Source organism: Proteus faecis (genome assembly GCF_030286765.1).
GTDB lineage: Bacteria > Pseudomonadota > Gammaproteobacteria > Enterobacterales > Enterobacteriaceae > Proteus > Proteus faecis.
This window is the reverse complement of sequence record NZ_JASVWV010000010.1, coordinates 1-18,405: the sequence shown is the minus strand read 5'-3', so window position 1 is coordinate 18,405 and position 18,405 is coordinate 1. Positions and strand designations below refer to the sequence as shown.

The 18,405-nt window shown below is 43.3% G+C and carries 12 protein-coding genes; all 12 read left to right on the top strand.

What is annotated here, in order from left to right; all coding sequences use genetic code 11:
* Positions 1 to 76: 76 nt before the first annotated feature.
* The 12 genes from QSH13_RS12980 (at position 77) to QSH13_RS12925 (ending at position 18,148) form a co-directional block, all read left to right on the top strand.
* A complete protein-coding gene (locus QSH13_RS12980; protein ID WP_286047523.1) occupies positions 77 to 5,989 on the top strand; it encodes a beta strand repeat-containing protein in 5,913 nt (1,970 codons plus the stop codon).
* A 102-nt stretch (positions 5,990 to 6,091) separates the two neighbouring features.
* The gene (locus QSH13_RS12975; protein WP_196544459.1) at positions 6,092 to 7,345 is read left to right on the top strand and encodes a TolC family protein; all 1,254 of its coding nucleotides are present in this window, start codon (positions 6,092 to 6,094) and stop codon (positions 7,343 to 7,345) included.
* A gap of 24 nt (positions 7,346 to 7,369) precedes the next feature.
* The gene (locus QSH13_RS12970) at positions 7,370 to 9,535 is read left to right on the top strand and encodes a type I secretion system permease/ATPase (protein WP_286039247.1); all 2,166 of its coding nucleotides are present in this window, start codon (positions 7,370 to 7,372) and stop codon (positions 9,533 to 9,535) included.
* A 16-nt stretch (positions 9,536 to 9,551) separates the two neighbouring features.
* Positions 9,552 to 10,811 carry an HlyD family type I secretion periplasmic adaptor subunit gene (locus QSH13_RS12965; RefSeq protein ID WP_109397860.1) on the top strand — a complete coding sequence of 420 codons (1,260 nt, stop codon included), beginning with the start codon at positions 9,552 to 9,554 and terminating at the stop codon, positions 10,809 to 10,811.
* A 304-nt stretch (positions 10,812 to 11,115) separates the two neighbouring features.
* Positions 11,116 to 11,988 carry a ParA family protein gene (locus QSH13_RS12960; protein WP_001764947.1) on the top strand — a complete coding sequence of 291 codons (873 nt, stop codon included), beginning with the start codon at positions 11,116 to 11,118 and terminating at the stop codon, positions 11,986 to 11,988.
* On the top strand, positions 11,985 to 12,326 hold the full coding sequence (locus QSH13_RS12955) for a hypothetical protein (protein WP_001764948.1): 342 nt from the start codon (positions 11,985 to 11,987) through the stop codon (positions 12,324 to 12,326). Before QSH13_RS12960 ends, QSH13_RS12955 begins: the two co-directional genes overlap by 4 nt.
* Positions 12,319 to 13,671 carry an SPI-7-type island replicative DNA helicase gene (gene dnaB-PI / locus QSH13_RS12950; protein ID WP_001764949.1) on the top strand — a complete coding sequence of 451 codons (1,353 nt, stop codon included), beginning with the start codon at positions 12,319 to 12,321 and terminating at the stop codon, positions 13,669 to 13,671. Before QSH13_RS12955 ends, dnaB-PI begins: the two co-directional genes overlap by 8 nt.
* A 14-nt stretch (positions 13,672 to 13,685) precedes the next feature.
* A complete protein-coding gene (locus QSH13_RS12945) occupies positions 13,686 to 15,335 on the top strand; it encodes a ParB family protein (protein ID WP_001764950.1) in 1,650 nt (549 codons plus the stop codon).
* Positions 15,336 to 15,579: 244 nt separating this feature from the next.
* Entirely contained in the window at positions 15,580 to 15,861 is a 282-nt protein-coding gene (locus QSH13_RS12940) for a hypothetical protein (RefSeq protein ID WP_286039245.1), read from the top strand.
* A complete protein-coding gene (locus QSH13_RS12935; protein WP_001764952.1) occupies positions 15,861 to 16,451 on the top strand; it encodes a DUF2857 domain-containing protein in 591 nt (196 codons plus the stop codon). The genes QSH13_RS12940 and QSH13_RS12935 overlap by 1 nt, the downstream gene beginning before the upstream one ends.
* The gene (locus tag QSH13_RS12930) at positions 16,441 to 16,725 is read left to right on the top strand and encodes a ParE family toxin-like protein (RefSeq protein ID WP_001764953.1); all 285 of its coding nucleotides are present in this window, start codon (positions 16,441 to 16,443) and stop codon (positions 16,723 to 16,725) included. The genes QSH13_RS12935 and QSH13_RS12930 overlap by 11 nt, the downstream gene beginning before the upstream one ends.
* Before the next feature lie 127 nt (positions 16,726 to 16,852).
* Positions 16,853 to 18,148 (top strand): STY4528 family pathogenicity island replication protein, encoded by a 1,296-nt coding sequence (locus QSH13_RS12925; protein WP_001764954.1) that lies wholly within the window; start codon positions 16,853 to 16,855, stop codon positions 18,146 to 18,148.
* Positions 18,149 to 18,405 lie beyond the last annotated feature (257 nt).

Sequence of the window (18,405 nt, the reverse complement as noted above, 5' to 3'; positions counted from 1 at the left end):
TCTTAATAAAGAAATTTTTAAATAAACAGCAAGTATCTTCTGTTTAGAGGTTCTATTCTAATGCTAGGTAATTATTATGAAATTTATCTTTTCTGAAAAAAATTCAGATATACAAGTGCAGTTAAATCCGCATGCAAAGCATGTAATAACGGCAAAGCCAAATGAGGTTTATCAATTATTTGATTCTGAAACAAATCTTTCACCACTAGATATTAAAGCACTTCGTAAATCGGATGATCTTATTTTATCTAGTAAAGAACAAGATCTTGAAGTTGTAATTAAAGATTTCTGGGAAGAATGCAAACCAGGAGAGCAACAGTGTTATGCAACTTTAAATGTCTTAGATCAAAATGGGGTAATGGGGGAAGCCACTATTACTCAAGATGGTCCTGTTTTAGAGCATTTAGTTGCTGGTGAAACAGGTACTCTTTCTGATAATGATGATGGAATTGGCCTATTTTTATGGGTTGCGGGTTCTATCGGTAGTGCATTAGCGATCTTTTTAGCTAATAAAAATCATGGTGGTGACAATAAAGGTAATGATGCAGATGTCACTGCACCAAGTAAACCGGGATTAACTGCTGAAGATGATGGTTCTGTTTCTATCGATTTACCAAAAGATGCAAACAAAGGTGATTCTGTAGATGTTACTTTTGAAGATGAAGATGGTAACTCAAATACTGTCACATTAGAGAAAGATGATAATGGCTGGACATCGAGCAATCCGGACTTAATTCCTGATACAGATAACGATCATGTCACTATTCCTAATGACAAGATAAAAGATAATAGCGACGTTACCGCAAGTGCAAAAGATCCGAGCGGTAATAAAAGTGATGACGTTACTGTAACAGCAAAACCAGATCCTGTAACAGATGTACCAGTTTTAAGTATTCCAGAAGTAGAGGATGGCTATGCAAATGCGGATGAACTGAAAGACGGTTTACAAGCAGAAGTCACCTTGCCAGAAGGTACCGTGGAAGGCGCAGAAATTACGCTAACCATCACTCGTCCAGATAACACCACTGAAACTATTACACATACCGTTACGAAAGATGAAGTCGTGGCAGGTAAAGTTTCAATAGATATTCCGAAAGACGCAGTACAAAACGGCCAAAACAGCGTTGATGTTAGTATAACTCAAGGAAGTAATCCTCCAAAACAAGGGAATAAAGTGGAATTTGCTGTTGATGAACAAATTCCGGGGGATACCGACGGTGACGGTGTGGTAGATACAACACCGGTAGTGACTATTCCAGAAGCGGCAGATGGTGTGAATGCTGATGAGTTAAAAGACGGCGTGCAAACCGAAGTGACTGTACCGGGTGGTAGCGCTGAAGGGGATAAACTCACTCTAACAATCACCAAACCTGATGGTAGCACTGATACTGTTGAACACACACTGACAGCGGATGAAGTGGCTGCAGGTAAAGCGGATGTGACTATTCCAGCGGATAAAGTGACAGCAGACGGTAACTATTCAGTTACTGCGGAAATTACTGATCCTGCGGGCAACACCAGTGGAAAAGGTCAACCAACTGACTTTACTGTTGATACGCAAATCCCAGGGGATACTGACGGTGACGGTGTGGTAGATACAACACCGGTAGTGACTATTCCAGAAGCGGCAGATGGTGTGAATGCTGAAGAGTTAAAAGACGGCATACAAACTGAAGTGACCGTACCGGGTGGTAGCGCTGAAGGGGATAAACTCACTCTAACAATCACCAAACCCGATGGCAGCACTGATACTGTTGAACACACACTGACAGCGGATGAAGTGGCAGCGGGTAAAGCGGATGTGACTATTCCAGCGGATAAAGTGACAGCAGACGGTAACTATTCAGTTACTGCGGAAATTACTGATCCTGCGGGCAACACCAGTGGAAAAGGTCAACCAACTGACTTTACTGTTGATACGCAAATCCCAGGGGATACTGACGGTGACGGTGTGGTAGATACAACACCGGTAGTGACTATTCCAGAAGCGGCAGATGGTGTGAATGCTGATGAGTTAAAAGACGGCGTACAAACTGAAGTGACTGTACCGGGTGGCAGTGCTGCAGGTGACACTTTGACACTGACTATTACCAAACCTGATGGTACTACTGACACCGTTGAACACACACTGACAGCGGATGAAGTGGCAGCGGGTAAAGCGGATGTCACTATTCCAGCGGATAAAGTGACAGCAGACGGTAACTATTCAGTTACTGCGGAAATTACTGATCCTGCGGGCAACACCAGTGGAAAAGGCCAACCAACTGACTTTGCTGTTGATACGGTTGCACCTTCTGCACCGGTATTAAAAGCGGAAGATGACGGTTCAGTTTCTATTGAATTGCCAACGGATGCAAATAAAGGCGACACCGTTGAAGTTACCTTTGAAGATGAAAACGGTGGCAAACATACGGTGACCTTAGAAAAAGGTGACAACGGTTGGACATCAGATACACCGGCTTTAATTCCAGACAGCAATGGTGATAAAGCAACGCTCCCTGCGGATAATGTAAAAGACAACAGTGAAGTGACTGGTGTAGCTAAAGATCCAAGTGGTAATGAAAGTGATCCTTCGACTGTAACTTCAAAAACAGATGGTGTTACCGATGCCCCTGTGTTGACTATCCCAGAAGTGGCCGATGGCTATGCAAATGCGGATGAGCTGAAAGACGGTTTACAGGCCGAAGTCACCTTACCAGCAGGCACCGTGGAAGGCGCAGAAATTACATTAACTATCACTCGTCCGGATAAATCCACTGAAACAGTTACACACACTGTTACGAAAGATGAAGTAACAGCGGGTAAAGTATCAATGGATATTCCGAAAGATGCAGTACAAAACGGCCAAAACAGTGTTGATGTCAGCTTAACTCAAGGTAATAACCCAGCCAAACCAGGGAATAAAGTGGAGTTTGCCGTTGATGGACAAATTCCGGGGGATACCGACGGTGACGGCACTGTAGATACAACACCGGTGGTGACTATTCCAGAAGCGGCAAACGGTGTGAATGCTGATGAGTTAAAAGACGGCGTACAAACTGAAGTGACCGTACCGGGTGGCAGTGCTGCAGGTGACACTTTGACACTGACTATTACCAAACCTGATGGCACTACTGACACCGTTGAACACACACTGACAGCGGATGAAGTAACCGCCGGTAAAGCGAATGTCACTATTCCAGCGGATAAAGTGACAGCGGACGGTAACTATTCAGTTACTGCAGAAATCACCGATCCTGCGGGCAACACCAGTGGAAAAGGCCAACCAACTGACTTTACTGTTGATACGCAAATTCCGGGAGACACTGACGGTGACGGCACTGTAGACACAACACCGGTGGTGACTATTCCAGAAGCGGCAAACGGTGTGAATGCTGATGAGTTAAAAGACGGCGTACAAACTGAAGTGACCGTACCGGGTGGTAGTGCTGCGGGTGACACTCTGACACTGACTATTACCAAACCTGATGGCACTACTGACACCGTTGAACACACATTGACAGCGGATGAAGTAACAGCCGGTAAAGCGGATGTCACTATCCCAGCGGATAAAGCAACTCCGGATGGTAATTATTCTGTTAAAGCAGAAATCACTGATCCTGCAGGTAACACCAGTGGTCAAGGTCAAGCAACCGACTTTACTGTCGATACGGTTGCACCATCGGCACCAGTATTAAATGCGGAAGATAACGGCTCTGTTTCCGTTGAACTGCCTGGAGATGCCAATAAAGGTGATACTGTTGAAATTACCTTTGAAGATGAAAACGGTGATAAACAGACTGTAACAATGGAGAAAGGGGATAATGGCTGGACATCTAGCGATCCTAATTTGATCCCAGACAGTCAAGGTAATAACACTACTATTCCATCTGATAATGTAAAAGATAACAGTGAAGTGACCGCAATTGCTAAAGATCCAAGTGGTAATGAAAGTGATCCTGCAACAGCAACGTCTAAAACAGATGTATTGCCAACAGTGAGTATCAGTGTTGATACAACATCAACAAATGCTAACGGCGACAAGATTAGCGGAAATGCTTCTGTTTCTGGTGATGCAATTGACGTTCCAGCAACCATTGAAGACAACGATGATACTACCGGGTTAGTGTATACCGTTGCTCTGGATTATGCTGCAGCACAAGATGTGACTGTAACCATAACCTTAACAAATGGTGCGGGTTATGCGAGTGCACCGGATTATTCAGCGCTTGCTGGTTCTCAGCACGACGGAAAAATTGCCCTGCATGGTGACACTGGCAAAGTAACGTATGATGGTGCATCAACAGTAACGGTTGTGATCCCTGCTGGCTCTAAGAGTGTTTCATTTATCGTTGATCCAACAATGGAAGCTAACCAAAATGCCTTCAATGCAGAAGGTATGGAGAAAGTACTTGCAACCATTACGGGAACATCTAATAACGCTACAGCTGTAACCGAGACAGTAAATAATGCAGGTGCTTCAGCAACTGGTGTTATTTATGATGGTAACCCAATTTCATTACGTAATCTGGATGGTGATTTTACGCTGAAATATTCATTATCATCATCTAAAGCGGGCACAGGTGATTTTGGATATACCATCGGTTCGACTAGCGGTGATTCTGACCCTATGTTAACAACTGATTATAACGATACAATTTATGTCGGTTATTATCAGGATGGTAGCGAAACTTCATCATACAGCAATGTGGCTAACTCACAGGATAATGGGCCTGATGGTACAAAAACAGATGGTAATCAAAGTATTACAACTGTTGATTTAGGGGCTGGCGATGACCTGATGGTGGTTCGCGGTAATATGTTAGCCAATACCCGAGTCTATGCTGGTGAAGGTAACGATACCTTTACTATGGATGGTATGAATACGGCGTTGCGTGTTATGTATGCTGGTAGTTACCTCTTTATGGAATCAGGGAACGACACGGTTACCATTAAACGCACTGGGGTAACAAATGCTGGTCAAATCTATCTTGGCTCAGGCAGTGATACGTTTACTCAAGGGGATGCTAATTCTCAAAATAATACCGAATTATCCGGTTTATTAGATTTGGGTAGCGGTATTCAAGGTCAGTCAAATCTGCCAAAAGAGTATCTTGCTATTTATCAGGATGGTAGCGATTTAAGTCTGGGTAATGACACTAATATTGACGCAGTTACGGATGTTAATACCGTCACTATTTATGGCTCTGTATCCGGTGAAATTTTAGGTGGATATGGTAGTGATAATATCACTATCACTAAAAATCTGACTGGTAATGTTTCTGTCGGTGATAATGCAGATACTTTAACTGCTGGATGGATTTATGGTGGTGCTACTGTTTCTATGGGGGATGGTAATGATACTGTTACCGTTACTGAGGGAGCATATAACGCCACTATTTCACTAGGGGCTGGTGATGACGTATTTGATTCCACTAGTGCAACTTTAGGTTCAGCTGCGACAACCATTGATGGTGGTGAGGGGAATGACACAATCAAAATTGGCACTATTTCAAATGGTAATATAACCATTGATGCGGGTGCTGGTGATGATATCGTTGTTCTGACAAAAGACTATGATACCAAACCTATTGGTAATCAAGGTTCCATTAACGGTGGAGAAGGTAGTGATACTCTGGTTCTGGCAGGTAATATTTCTGTCAATCTGGCGACAGGGAAGAATGAAGGTATTACTGGCTTCGAGAAAGTGGATATGACTGTTGGCAGTAATCTGAAAGCAGACAATTCAGCTCAAACCATTAAATTAACAGTATCGGATGTATTGGGTATAAATGACAATTCAACGCTTTATATTTCCGGTGATGCCAATGATAAAGTTGATTTAGGGGCTGATGATGCAGGAAGTTTAGGAACATTTACTGCAACGGCCACAACTGTTAAAGCAACGGCGTTAGATGGCACTGAGCATACTTACACACTTTATAGTAGTGCAGGTGGTGCTAATGTCTATATCGATAATAATATTATCGATAATGGAGGGGTTATTTAATTATCTGTTGTAATTAAATCTAAGGCTGCTCATTCGAGCAGCCTTATTAGCCAATCATAAATTTCTATATTTAGATTGTATTTTTTATTAGAGGTAATATCTGTGTTTTCTATAAATAAACTCAAAATAATAACGTTTGTTATTTTTGGAGGCGTATTATTTAATTCACATGCAAATTCTTTAAAATACATATTAAATAACTCATTAAATAATGCGCCAGAGTTATTAGAAGCTAAAGCCGATATAGATATATCTGTTGCAAGAGTTAATCAAGCTAGAGCTCAACATTTTCCCGTAATAAGCGTAACTGGAAATAAACTATTAGGGCAATATCATCGTGATGAAAGTGATTATGATAATAATAGTTTTACTCCAGGGCTAAGAGGGGAACTAAATCTCTATTCTTTTGGTGGAATAGAAAATGATGTTGAACGTAATGAAAAAGAACAGCTTTATTATCAATTTAAATATAATGAAACCAAAGAAAACGTCGCTTACACCATATCAGACCTCTATTTAAAAGCGTTATTAGCTAAAGAATCTATTGCGGTAAAGAAAAAGAGTTTAGATAGACATAATAAGATTATGTCTGAATTAAATGTAATAGCTCGTAATGATGAAGGGCGTGTTTCTGAATATGTTCAGGCAGAAGCAAGAAAAATATTAGTAGAACAAGATATTAATTATTATGAAAAAGAATTAATGACAACGTTAAGTACGTTATCAAAATATACTGGATTTCCGGTTGGAGAGAGTGATCTTGTTAATCCTTTTTCTGACATGACAGTCAGCGATATGTACAGAGATTTTACTGCGGAAAGTAATAATCAAAATCCTGCCTATCTTGTGAGTCAGGCTGATATTGATGCTAAAAAATTGGGCGTTAAAGTTGAAAATAAAAAACAATTACCGAAAATTAATTTAACTGGAAATATAACTAAAGATGATCGTCAGATAGGCATTGATGTGACATGGGATATTATTAATTTTTCATCATTATATTCTATTGATGAAAAAGTAAGCCAGTTAAATGCTGCTCAACAGCGAATGGATAGGGTTATTCGAGATATTGAAGAAGCAAGACGCTTATCTGTAATTAATATTCAAAAAAGTACTCAAAAATTAAAGATATTAGATGCACAAATTTTATCATCGACAAAAGTCGTCGATTTTTATCAATTGCAATTTAATGTTGCTCGCCGTTCTTTGTTAGATGTTTTGAATGCAGAAAAAGAGCTATCTGATGTTGAATTATCTTATGCCACCACATTGAGTGATCTTAGGTATGGAATGCTTGATTATTTATATGCGCAAGGAACACTTTCTCACTGGGCACTTAATTCACTCGCACATTAATAAATTAAGGTAAATATTGTAGTTATGAAATTGATCATAGAAGGTCTTTCTCTTACAACTCAGTTATTAGGCACACATTTATCCGTGGCTACACTGACTGCGCATACAATCCGTACCGCAAAGATGGGAATTGATTTTTCATCACTGGTTGAATATCTGAAGAGTGAAGGATTTGAAAATACATTATCACAACGCTTGTTGGATGATATTCCCTCTCTGGCTATGCCAGTCTTATTATTATTAAAAAATGAAGATAGTGCTGTTTTAACAGAAATTTCATTTGATGAAAGCGGACAACGTAAATATAAAATTCAGCAAATCGATGGTTTATCTGTATGGTTAACTCAAGCGGAATTAAATGAAAAGTATTTAGGTTATTGTTGGTTTATTAAGCCTCGTATTGCAACAGATGTACGTTCAGAGTTGCCTGAATATACAATGCCTAAAGCATGGTTTTTTAAAGTTATATGGCGCTTTAAAAAATATTATTATCAAATTATTCTTGCCACTTTTGTAATTAATTTTCTAGCACTTGTTAGTTCATTATATGTCATGAATGTTTATGACAGAGTAATACCAAATAAGTCATATCAAACTCTCTGGGTTTTAAGTATTGGTGTAATTATCGCGATCTTATTTGAATTTACAGCAAAGATGATCCGAGGACGATTAACGGATATTGCGGGTAAAAAGGCTGACCTAATTATCAGCTCGGCTTTATTTAGAAAAGTGACAAATCTTAAATTACAGGAAAGGCCTATATCATCTGGCTCCTATGTTAATAATTTACGAGATTTTGAATCTGTCCGTGATTTTATGACGAGTGCAAGTTTATTAACATTAGTTGATATGCCTTTTTTAATTTTATTTGTCTCTGTCATTGCACTGGTTGGGGGAAGCTTGGCTTTGGTGCCACTTACGATAATTCCACTGGTTATTATTATTGGTCTTTTAGCTCAGATCCCTTTATCAAAATATATTAATGAATCAATGAAGGAATCGTCACAAAGACAGGGATTAGCAGTAGAAGCGATTGAAGGCATAGAAACGTTAAAAACGAATAATGCAATGAATTGGGCTCAAAAGCGTTGGGATTATTACACAGCCAAAACCGCTTCTTCATCAATGAAAGTTAAAAATATCAGTAATTTTGTTATTTACTTTGCGGTTATGATGCAACAGTTAAATACGATATTTTTAGTTATTATCGGTACTTATTTGATTCATAGCGATGATCCCGCCAATAAAATTACGATGGGGGCGTTAATTGCAACGGTTATTTTGTCTGGTAGAGCGTTATCACCATTAGGGCAGATTGCGGGTTTAGCTGTGCGCTTTCAACAGGCCTGGGTCGCCTTAAAAGGTGTAAATGGTATTGTTGAGCGACCTTCAGAACGTGAACCTGATAGGAAATATATTACGCTAAAACAAATGAATGGAAATATAAAATTCCAAAATGTTTCATTTGCTTATAGTCAAGATACTAGCAGTGTAGTGAAAAATTTATCATTTGAAATAAAGCCGGGTGAAAAAGTTGGAATACTCGGACGTATTGGTAGTGGTAAATCAACGACTTTAAAATTAGCAGCCGGACTCTATCCTGCAGAACAAGGAGGTATCACATTAGATGATGTCGATATTCGCCAAATAGATCCTCATTATTTGCGTAATCAGGTTTTGTTGTTAGAACAGGAGCCAAGATTATTTTTAGGTAGTTTAAGAGAAAATCTTGATTTAGCCCGTATGGATGGTTTTTCTAGTGATCAAGATTTGATTGTGGCATTGAAGCGATTTGGCTTAGACAAAGTCATTAAAAAGCATCCAAGAGGATTAGATATGTCCTTGGGTGAGAATGGTTTGGGTCTTTCTGGTGGGCAAAAACAAATTGTTGCTTTGGCTAGAATGACGTTGCGAAATCCTAAAGTGGTTTTACTGGATGAACCAACAACGGGACTTGATCAATATTCAGAAATTCAGGCATTAAATGCCATTTCAGCATGGTGTCGTGCAAGAACATTATTGGTTGTTACTCATCGACCTCAGGTTCTGAGTATCGTCAACCGAATAATTGTTGTTGATAACGGTAAAGTGGTGATGGATGGCCCCAGAGATGCGGTCTTACAACAGTTAGCTAAAAATGAAAAAGAAAAACAAATAACTGTTCACTCAAAAGCCAAAACAGATAAGTAAGATTGAGAATGTTGAAATGAATGAATTAAATAAAAAACAAGTGACATCGCCAAGTCATCCTAAAGAGGCTTTTTCTAATAAAGACTTAGCATTGCTCAATGACTTACATGCGGCACTTCAGCACGAAAAGCATCATAAGAGCTTTATGATGATCACAATGTTACTGATTTTTTTGATTATTTTTGTTATTTGGGCGTGGAACAGTAGCCTTGAAGAAGTGACTCGAGGCCAAGGTAGTATTATTCCCAGCAGTCGAGAGCAGATCATCCAGACATTAGATGCCGGTATATTAAAAAGCATGGAGGTAAAAGAAGGGGATATTGTTGAGAAAGGACAAGTATTGTTGACTCTAGATGATACCCGTTCATCGGCTATTTTAAGGGAAAGTGAAGCGAAGGTTGATAATCTGGAAGCTATTCGGGCAAGACTTAAAGCGGAGGCTTATTCTACTGAACTTAAATTTCCTGAGGGATTAGCTACTGATTTAGTGGCGCGTGAAACAACCGTATACAATATACGTAAAGAGGCACTGGAGTCAGGGATAGATAATTTACAAAAAAGTAAAGCCTTATTAGACAGAGAGATTGCAATAACAAGGCCTATTGTTGCACAAGGTGCGATGTCAGCCGTGGAATTATTGCGAATGGAGCGACAGTCAGCCGATATTCAATCTCAGATAAATGAAAAGAAAAATAAATATTTAACGGAAGCAAGTGCTGAGTTAGTTAAAACAGAAGCAGAATTAGCTCAGGCAAGGGAAAATATGGCGGGGCGTGCTGATCCGGTTGAACGTGCATTAATACGAGCTCCATTAAGAGGGATTGTTAAGAATATACGTATCAATACTGTTGGTGGGGTAATTTCTGCGGGGCAGGATATTATGGAAATTGTTCCATTAGAAGACCAACTATTAGTTGAGGCATATATCAGCCCAAGAGATGTTGCTTATGTTCGCACAGGAATGCCAGCATTAGTTAAACTGACTGCATATGATTACGCTATTTATGGTGGGTTGGAAGGTGTTGTTACTTTAGTTAGCCCTGATACATTACATGATCAAAAGAGACCCAGTGATTTAAAACTAAACCAAGATGAAGCGTTTTATCGTGTGCTAGTCACCACACAGAGTAGTCATCTTACTGATAAAAATGGAAAGGAATTACCTGTTATTCCTGGGATGATTGCGAGTGTGGATATTAAGACGGGTGAAAAAACAGTATTCCAATATTTGATTAAGCCAATAACCAGGATGAAACAAGCATTACAAGAAAGATAATTCTATTTTTAATCTCATGCAGTCTTGTTCGTATAATAAGGCTGCATGAGAAATAATGTTTTCTGAGAACAAGAAAAGTCATCATTCAATAAAAGGATTTTCTCATTTAAAGGGATATTGAAAATGATGAAGTGTAGAAAGCAAAAAACCAGCCTTAAGGCTGGTTTTTCTAAAGATGGTGCCCGAACTCGGAATCGAACCAAGGACACGGGGATTTTCAATCCCCTAGTTAAAAAGCTTGATGTAATTCACTAATGTAATTATTTTTTTTGACTTCTCACCCAGAATATGCTGAGTGAGAAAAATGACCAGAATTGTTCCAATTATATCAACAAAAGGCGGAGCTGGAAAGTCAACCAAAGCCGGTAATATCGCGGGTTTTTGTGCTGATGCCGGGTTGAAAACCCTGTTGATCGACGGTGATCATTCCCAGCCGACTGCCAGCAGTCTGTTTAAACTCGAATACGAAGCGCCAAACGGCTTGTTTGAGTTGTTAATGCAACTGACCGATCTCTCCCTGCCAGATACTATCATATCACGCTCTGTTATCCCTAATCTGGACATTATCATTTCTAACGATCCGCATGATCGCCTCCCGGCGGCTATATTACATGCGCCTGATGGCAGAATGCGTCTACGTAATATTCTGCAACATCCGTTATTCGCTTCTTACGATGTGATTATTATTGATTCAAAAGGCGCGGCGTCGGTGATGCTGGAAACCATTCTGTTAGCTGCCACAGATTACGCTGTCGGGATAATCAAACCTATTTTGCCGGATACACGTGAATTTTTACGGGGAACACTGGGATTAATCGGCGGACTGGTGCCTCTGACGGCTTACGGAATCCCCCTGCCGGCAATACATATTCTTGCTAATTGTGTAGAAGATACGGTGTTAGATCGTGCAACACTGACTGAATTAACTCAGATTATTGACCAAAAAGCGTACCCCTTTGCGGAGTCGATTTCTCTTTCGTTACTGAAAACCGCTGTTCCCAAACTGGAAATATTTAAAAATGGCCATGCACAGGGACAACCGGTGCATCGTCTGGAATACCGGACTCAACGTAAAACACCGGCAGCCGCAGTCATTATGCATCATCTTGTTTCAGAGCTGTTTCCGGAATGGAAAACCCGTTTTGATGATGTGCTGAAACGGGAGGTTCGTCCATGAATAGTCCTGTGTCGGAAAGGGGGCACGCACCGCTCAAAACGGGCTTCACCCGTATCGGTATTGTTGTCAAAAAGGCCAATGTAATCAATGTCGGACGGCAGTTGATTTTTTGTATTCATAAATGTTCCTTTAAATGTGTTATGGATAAAAACAGGCTGCCTGTACGTTCAGACCGGGGTCGCCAAACTTACCGGTCCGAAAATAGTCGGGCAGTCACAGGGAGTTTATCTCTGACGACTGTTCGTCCGACACCAACAATTCATATTCCAAAAAAAATAATTTATTTACACGGTGGGAACAGGGTATTTCGGATTAACGGAGGGCTTTTCAATGCATAAAAAGTCTTCTTCTGCGGTATTACCTGAAACCCTGTACTCGCCGGAGGCGGAGCAGAGCGTGCTGGGCGGGCTGATGCTGGATAATGATCGCTGGGATGAAGTGGCACCGTTATTACAGACGGAGGATTTTTGTTCCAGAGCGCATCAGGAAATCTGGCGGAAAATGGCCGCCCTGTGTCAGATAAACAGCCCGATTGATTTAATCACGCTCAGTGATGTACTGGAAAAAGATGGCGTGCTTGAGCAGGTGGGGGGCTTTGCATATCTGGCTGAATTATCCAAAAACACCCCCAGTGCGGCCAATATTGTCCGCTATGCGGAAATTGTGGTGGAGCGAAGCCGCGCACGGGGTCTGATGATGCTGGGGAATATGTTATCCACCCAGAGTGTGGCGGCTCAGGCGAATATTCCGGCGTTATGTGAACAGGCTGAACAGCGGCTGTTTCAGCTGTCAGAAAAAGGGCTGTCCGCGCATTCCCCGTCGTTGCTCGATATCTTAAATAATGTTGTTCAGCATCTGGAAGAGGCATTAAGTGCAAAAGGGATAACCGGTACGCCAACGGGGTTCCGTGAACTGGATGAAAAAACCTGTGGTTTGCAGGCGGGTGATTTGGTGTTACTGGGCGCACGGCCGTCGATGGGAAAAACGGCGCTGGTGCTGACTGTTGCACAGAATGCCCTGCGTCTGGCAGAAAAACCGGTCTTTTTTTTCAGTCTGGAAATGCCGGCGGAACAAATCATGCAGCGCTTACTCAGTGATTTGGGAAATGTTCCACTGACAGCTATCCGCAGTGCATCTCTTGAAGAAAATGACTGGGAATGTCTTGGGGGCGCCATGTCACAGATTGCCGAATGGGGTGAGCGTCTGGTGATTGATGATACCAGTAATATGACGCCTTCCCTGTTACGTGCCCGTGCACGGCGTTACCGCCGTAAAGTGGGTACGCCGGGGCTGATTATTGTGGATTACCTTCAGCTGATGCGCAGTCCTGAACAGGAAAACCGGACACAGGAAATCAGTGAAATCTCCCGCAGTCTGAAAGCACTGGCCAAAGAGCTGGGATGTCCGGTGGTGGCCCTTTCCCAGTTAAACCGGCAACTGGAGCAACGTGTGGATAAGCGCCCGACAAACGGGGATTTACGGGATTCCGGCTCACTGGAGCAGGATGCGGATTTGGTTTTATTTTTATACCGCGATGAGGTGTATCACGAACACTCACCGGATAAAGGTGTGGCAGAAATTATCATCGGTAAGCAACGGCAGGGGCCACTGGGCACAGTGAAAGTGCAGTTTAACGGGGAGTATACCCGGTTCAGTGATTTTTCTCAGGGATATTATTTTTAAGGGAGAGACGAAGCATGAAAACAGATTTACAGCATAAACTCAGTCAGGCGCTTCTCAGAGGAAATCCTGTCAGCTCCCCGTTATCCGGCAATGCTCACGTCAATCCGGTGTCTGAAATGCCGATGATATTAACACTTGAGCAACTTCAGCCAAATCCGGATAACCCTCGTCAGGGCAGAAATCCGCGTTATGAGGAAATCAAGAGTTCCATTCGGGCACGTGGACTGGACAGTGTCCCAAAAGTCACCAAAGCACCGGGAAGTGAGATTTATATCTTCAGTGACGGCGGAAATACGCGCTATCAGATCCTCTCTGAGTTATGGCAGGAGACACAGGATGAGCGTTTTTTCCGTATCCATGTGTTATTTAAACCCTGGCCGGGGCGTTTGCAGTGTTTGATTGGCCATCTGGCGGAGAATGAAGTCAGAGGGGAGTTAACGTTTCTGGAAAAAGCAAAAGGGATTTGTGTGGCGCGTTCTCTGTATGAGGAATCGCTGGAGAAAAAATTATCACTCCGGGCATTCGCCCAGCGCATGACGGCGGACGGATTACCCGTCAGCATATCGCACATCAGCAAGATGGAAGACACCGTTTCTGCGTTATTACCTTATATGCCCCGGTTACTGGAAGACGGGCTGGGAAGACCTCAAATTGAGCAATTACTGTCCGTGCGCTCGACATTAAAACGGGTGGCGGATTCGTTACTTTTTCAGCATGACGGTCCGGACCCGGTCCATGACTTTCTGGGGTGTTTTGAAAGAACATGCACAGAAATAGATAACCATGATGTTTTTGATTATGACGTGTTTCTGGATGAACTGATTGGCCGGCTGCTGCGGGAGTGTTCTGTTGATGGTGTGGATTATGAACGCTGGGTATTTGAATTGAAGGTCAATAAAGGCCGGCGCAGTACAAAACCGGAATGGTCTGTACCGGTGGACAGTGAGGATGAAACAACAACGGCCCATTCAGAAAACGGACATACCGGTATTACCTCCGATTTTTCGGCAGAGGATGTGTTAACGGAGCCTCTGTCTTCTGATTCAGGTCAGGAGACTTCGGTATCCCCTGTTGTTGAAAAGAAAAAATCCCGTCCGGTTGTGGAGATCCAGACAGATTTATACGGTGGGGCACCGGTACTGAGCGGGGATACCGACGAAGCCGGTATTGATCCTGACGTCGCCGGTGTCATGTCTGTCCCGGATAACGCAGAGTGTACCACACCGGCAGAGGTACCGGTCGCTGGTTATTCTGCGGCTACACTGACGTGTCAGGATCTCTGGCCGGTGGCCTCACATCTGGATGATATTGAACATCTTCAGACGCAGATTTATCGTACTTTGTTTGAATTAGGGAATGAACTGGATTTATCTTCCGCCTTTGTGGCTGCCTCCGGGGTACATTCTCCGGGATTTGCCATCTTGTCAGCGAATTCGGCGCTGGGACGTGTGATGACTGTTTTCTCAGAACCAAACGGGTCTCATGATGGTATTCCGGACGCTCTCAGAATCCTGCTGACCGGCGGAAATCAATCCGGGATGCCACCGGTATTGAATGATACCCAGTTTATGACATGGATGAAACTGATGTACTTGTTGCGTTGTCTGTATGCCAGACAAAGAGAGATTGATCCGGATGTGAATGATGAAGAGGAATGGGAATAAAAGCACGCCTTTATCACCGGCAGCACTGGCGTGTTATCTGCCCCTGAACCGGGGGCGGGCAAAGACCGGTTATGAGCAGGAAGTGATACAGCGCCTGACGGATATCTGCTGGTTATTCAGGCGCGAATGCCGGAAATATAACCATGGAAAGGTTACCCGATTTTCTGTCCGTCCCCCGGAAAATCAGGATGCGGACTGGCGACGGTTCGTGTTGTTCAGTGCGGAAATCTGCCGGTGCTGTTATGTGTTACGGAAAAACGGGGATGCCGGAGAACCTTATATTGAGGTGTGTTTTACCGGTAAAGGCCGGCAGGCTGAATTGTCTGCGGAATTACTGGGATTTATATGGTCCCGGTATTATCAGAGCCGGCGCCGGGCGTGGCGAAAATATATGCGCACCATGAGACGAAAAGCGGGAACAGACGTTGTGTTTTCAAATAAAACCCGTGAGTTATGGCACCGGAATTACGCGTTACAGTGGATAGTCACACTTTGGCAGGCTTTCAATAATACAGGGGGGTTGTAATGGCGACGCAATTAGCACAGGCAGGAAATCATTTGCTGACCGAGCTGGTGATGGAAATCAAAAGCGGGAATCTGCGGCGTTGTGAGGCACTGGGACTGACGGACAATGAAATCCGGTTGCTGAACAGTTTAACCATTGAGGATTTGCACTATCTCTCACACAGTCCGGTCTCCATTATTACCTGTCAGATCCACCGGGAGAATTTGCGTTTATTGCTGACCCGGGCGAAAGACGTCCATCGTCAGAATCAGATGATTGAACGCTGTCTGAAACTGGGAGCTTCCATTGATTTGCTGAATCAGTATTTTGGTATGACGTCACTGGAGGTGTCAGCCCGCCGGCGATTGTCCGGGATCCGGGGAAATACCGGTCGTTCACAGCGACTGTCAGATGAGCAGCAAACGGAATTATGGTATCGCTGGAAAGAGGAGGGCATGCCGGAGCCGGATGATCCGGATTGTCTTCAGATCATGGTGTCCTGTGCTGAAAAAATGGATGTCTCACTGACCACGGTGTGGAATACGGTTCAGGCATGGCACCGGGACGGTGTACTGAATGCCACAGACAGGAGAAACGGTTATGTCGGATAACCGGATTATCAGTCACCATCAACCGGCCCGGATATTTCCGGAATGTGTCACGCCTGTTCCGGAGCATATTCAGCGGAAGGCAAACGGGTTATTGCTGCGTTATTTTTCGGGAGAACGACTGAGTAAAAAAGTGAAATGCAGCGGAAAAAAGGGCGGTGTTTACCCGGTATTGAAAATTAATATTGGTAGCTCCTGGCGTCTGCTCAGTACGGACAACGGGCAAAGCTGGAAGCTGATGAGCCATGAACGTTATAACAAGATGATTAGCCGGTAAGGTGCGGAATATTCAACATCATGATCCTCAGTATATTAAGACTGTCTCTTTACGGTGTGGTATTTGCGCCGGAGGAGACAGCTATCAGTGTATTCAGGCATGAGATTATTTTTGTGTGGGGCATAAGATGCAATTTCCTCCGGACAGTATTATTCAGTTTTCATTAGAAAAAATGCGGCAACAACTGCATCACCGGCAACACAGCCAGCCCGGCAAGGCACTGCGCAGTGGATTGATTTACGCCGGCAATGTTCATGATGCCATCCCCCGGCAATTATTGCTGGAATCCCGACTTTCACCGGTTGATAAACTGGCCTGGATGATGATCCGCCTTCATGCTCAGCAAAATGAGGGTGCCGTATTTCCGACTTATGATGACTTACAACTCCAGTTAGCCACGCCCCACAGCGATAAAGCCTCGCGGGAAACGGTCAGCAGGGCACTGTTAATGCTGAGGCTGACGGGCTGGCTCAGTTTATGCCACCGGGTCAGGGATAAACGGGGGCGTATCCGGGGAAATATCTATATGTTACATGATGAGCCGGTGAATGCGTTTGATGCAGAGACATTAGATCCGCGCTGGATGGATGTGCTGGAAAAAAGCTGTTATCACAAAAATAAGAGTGTGCGGTGCGTGGCCCGCGCTGCGCTGGCCGCCCTGAAAACTGAGCCGTCAATGCGACATCAGCATACCAGAATGCAACTCATTGAGCAGCGACTTGGAAGTCTTCAGACACCGGAAGCGCTGGCAGACAGGCAACGCCGGATACTCAATGGGCAGACGGCACAACTTTATCCGGGGAAACATAAAAAAAATCGAACTCAGTGTAAAACACCGGGTTCGAAAATCGAACTCAGGGAAAAAAATGATGAAAAAAAACCGGGTACGAAAATCGAACTGAGTACACAAACCCAGTCTGATTCAGGGGTTCGAAAATCGAACTGTTACGTACGTAATTCTTTTACACAGAGTATAAAAAATACGTACGTAGATCAGGAAGAGCAATATTTAGCGGATGCTCAGGCGCAGGGGCTGAGTCAGCGGATTGATGAGAATGACCGGCAGATGCTGGAAAAACAGTTACAGGCGTTGCCGGAAGAAGCCGCAATATCGATTGTGCAGCAACTGACACAGGGGGTGAGGACAGGGAGTGTGCGTAATCCGGTGGGGTATGCCTTGCAGCTATTAAAGGCCGCCCGTGAAGGGCGATATCACCCCGTTTCCCCGGCAGAAACGGAGATGAAAAGTGCGTCTTTACAGAAAATGTCAGGTACTCCGGATGTATCACAACACACGCAAACCAAACCGGAGAGAACGGAGAGAAGTAAGGCGTCTCCGGGGGCGATGGTTGCCCCTGATATTGCACGTCAGTACCTTCAGCGTTTTCGTCGTACTCTCATAGGGATATCCAATGAGCAATGAAGGCGTATTCAATAAATCACCCGTGTTTCCACTGGAAACAGTGCTCAAAACTTAATCAGTGTTTCCACTGGAAACAGTGCTCAAAACTTAATCAGTGTTTCCACTGGAAACAGTGCTCAAAACTTAACCGGTGTTTCCACTGGAAACAGTGCTCAAAACTTAACCGGTGTTTCCACTGGAAACAGTGCTCAAAACTTAATCAGTGTTTCCACTGGAAACAGTGCTCAAAACTTAATCAGTGTTTCCACTGGAAACAG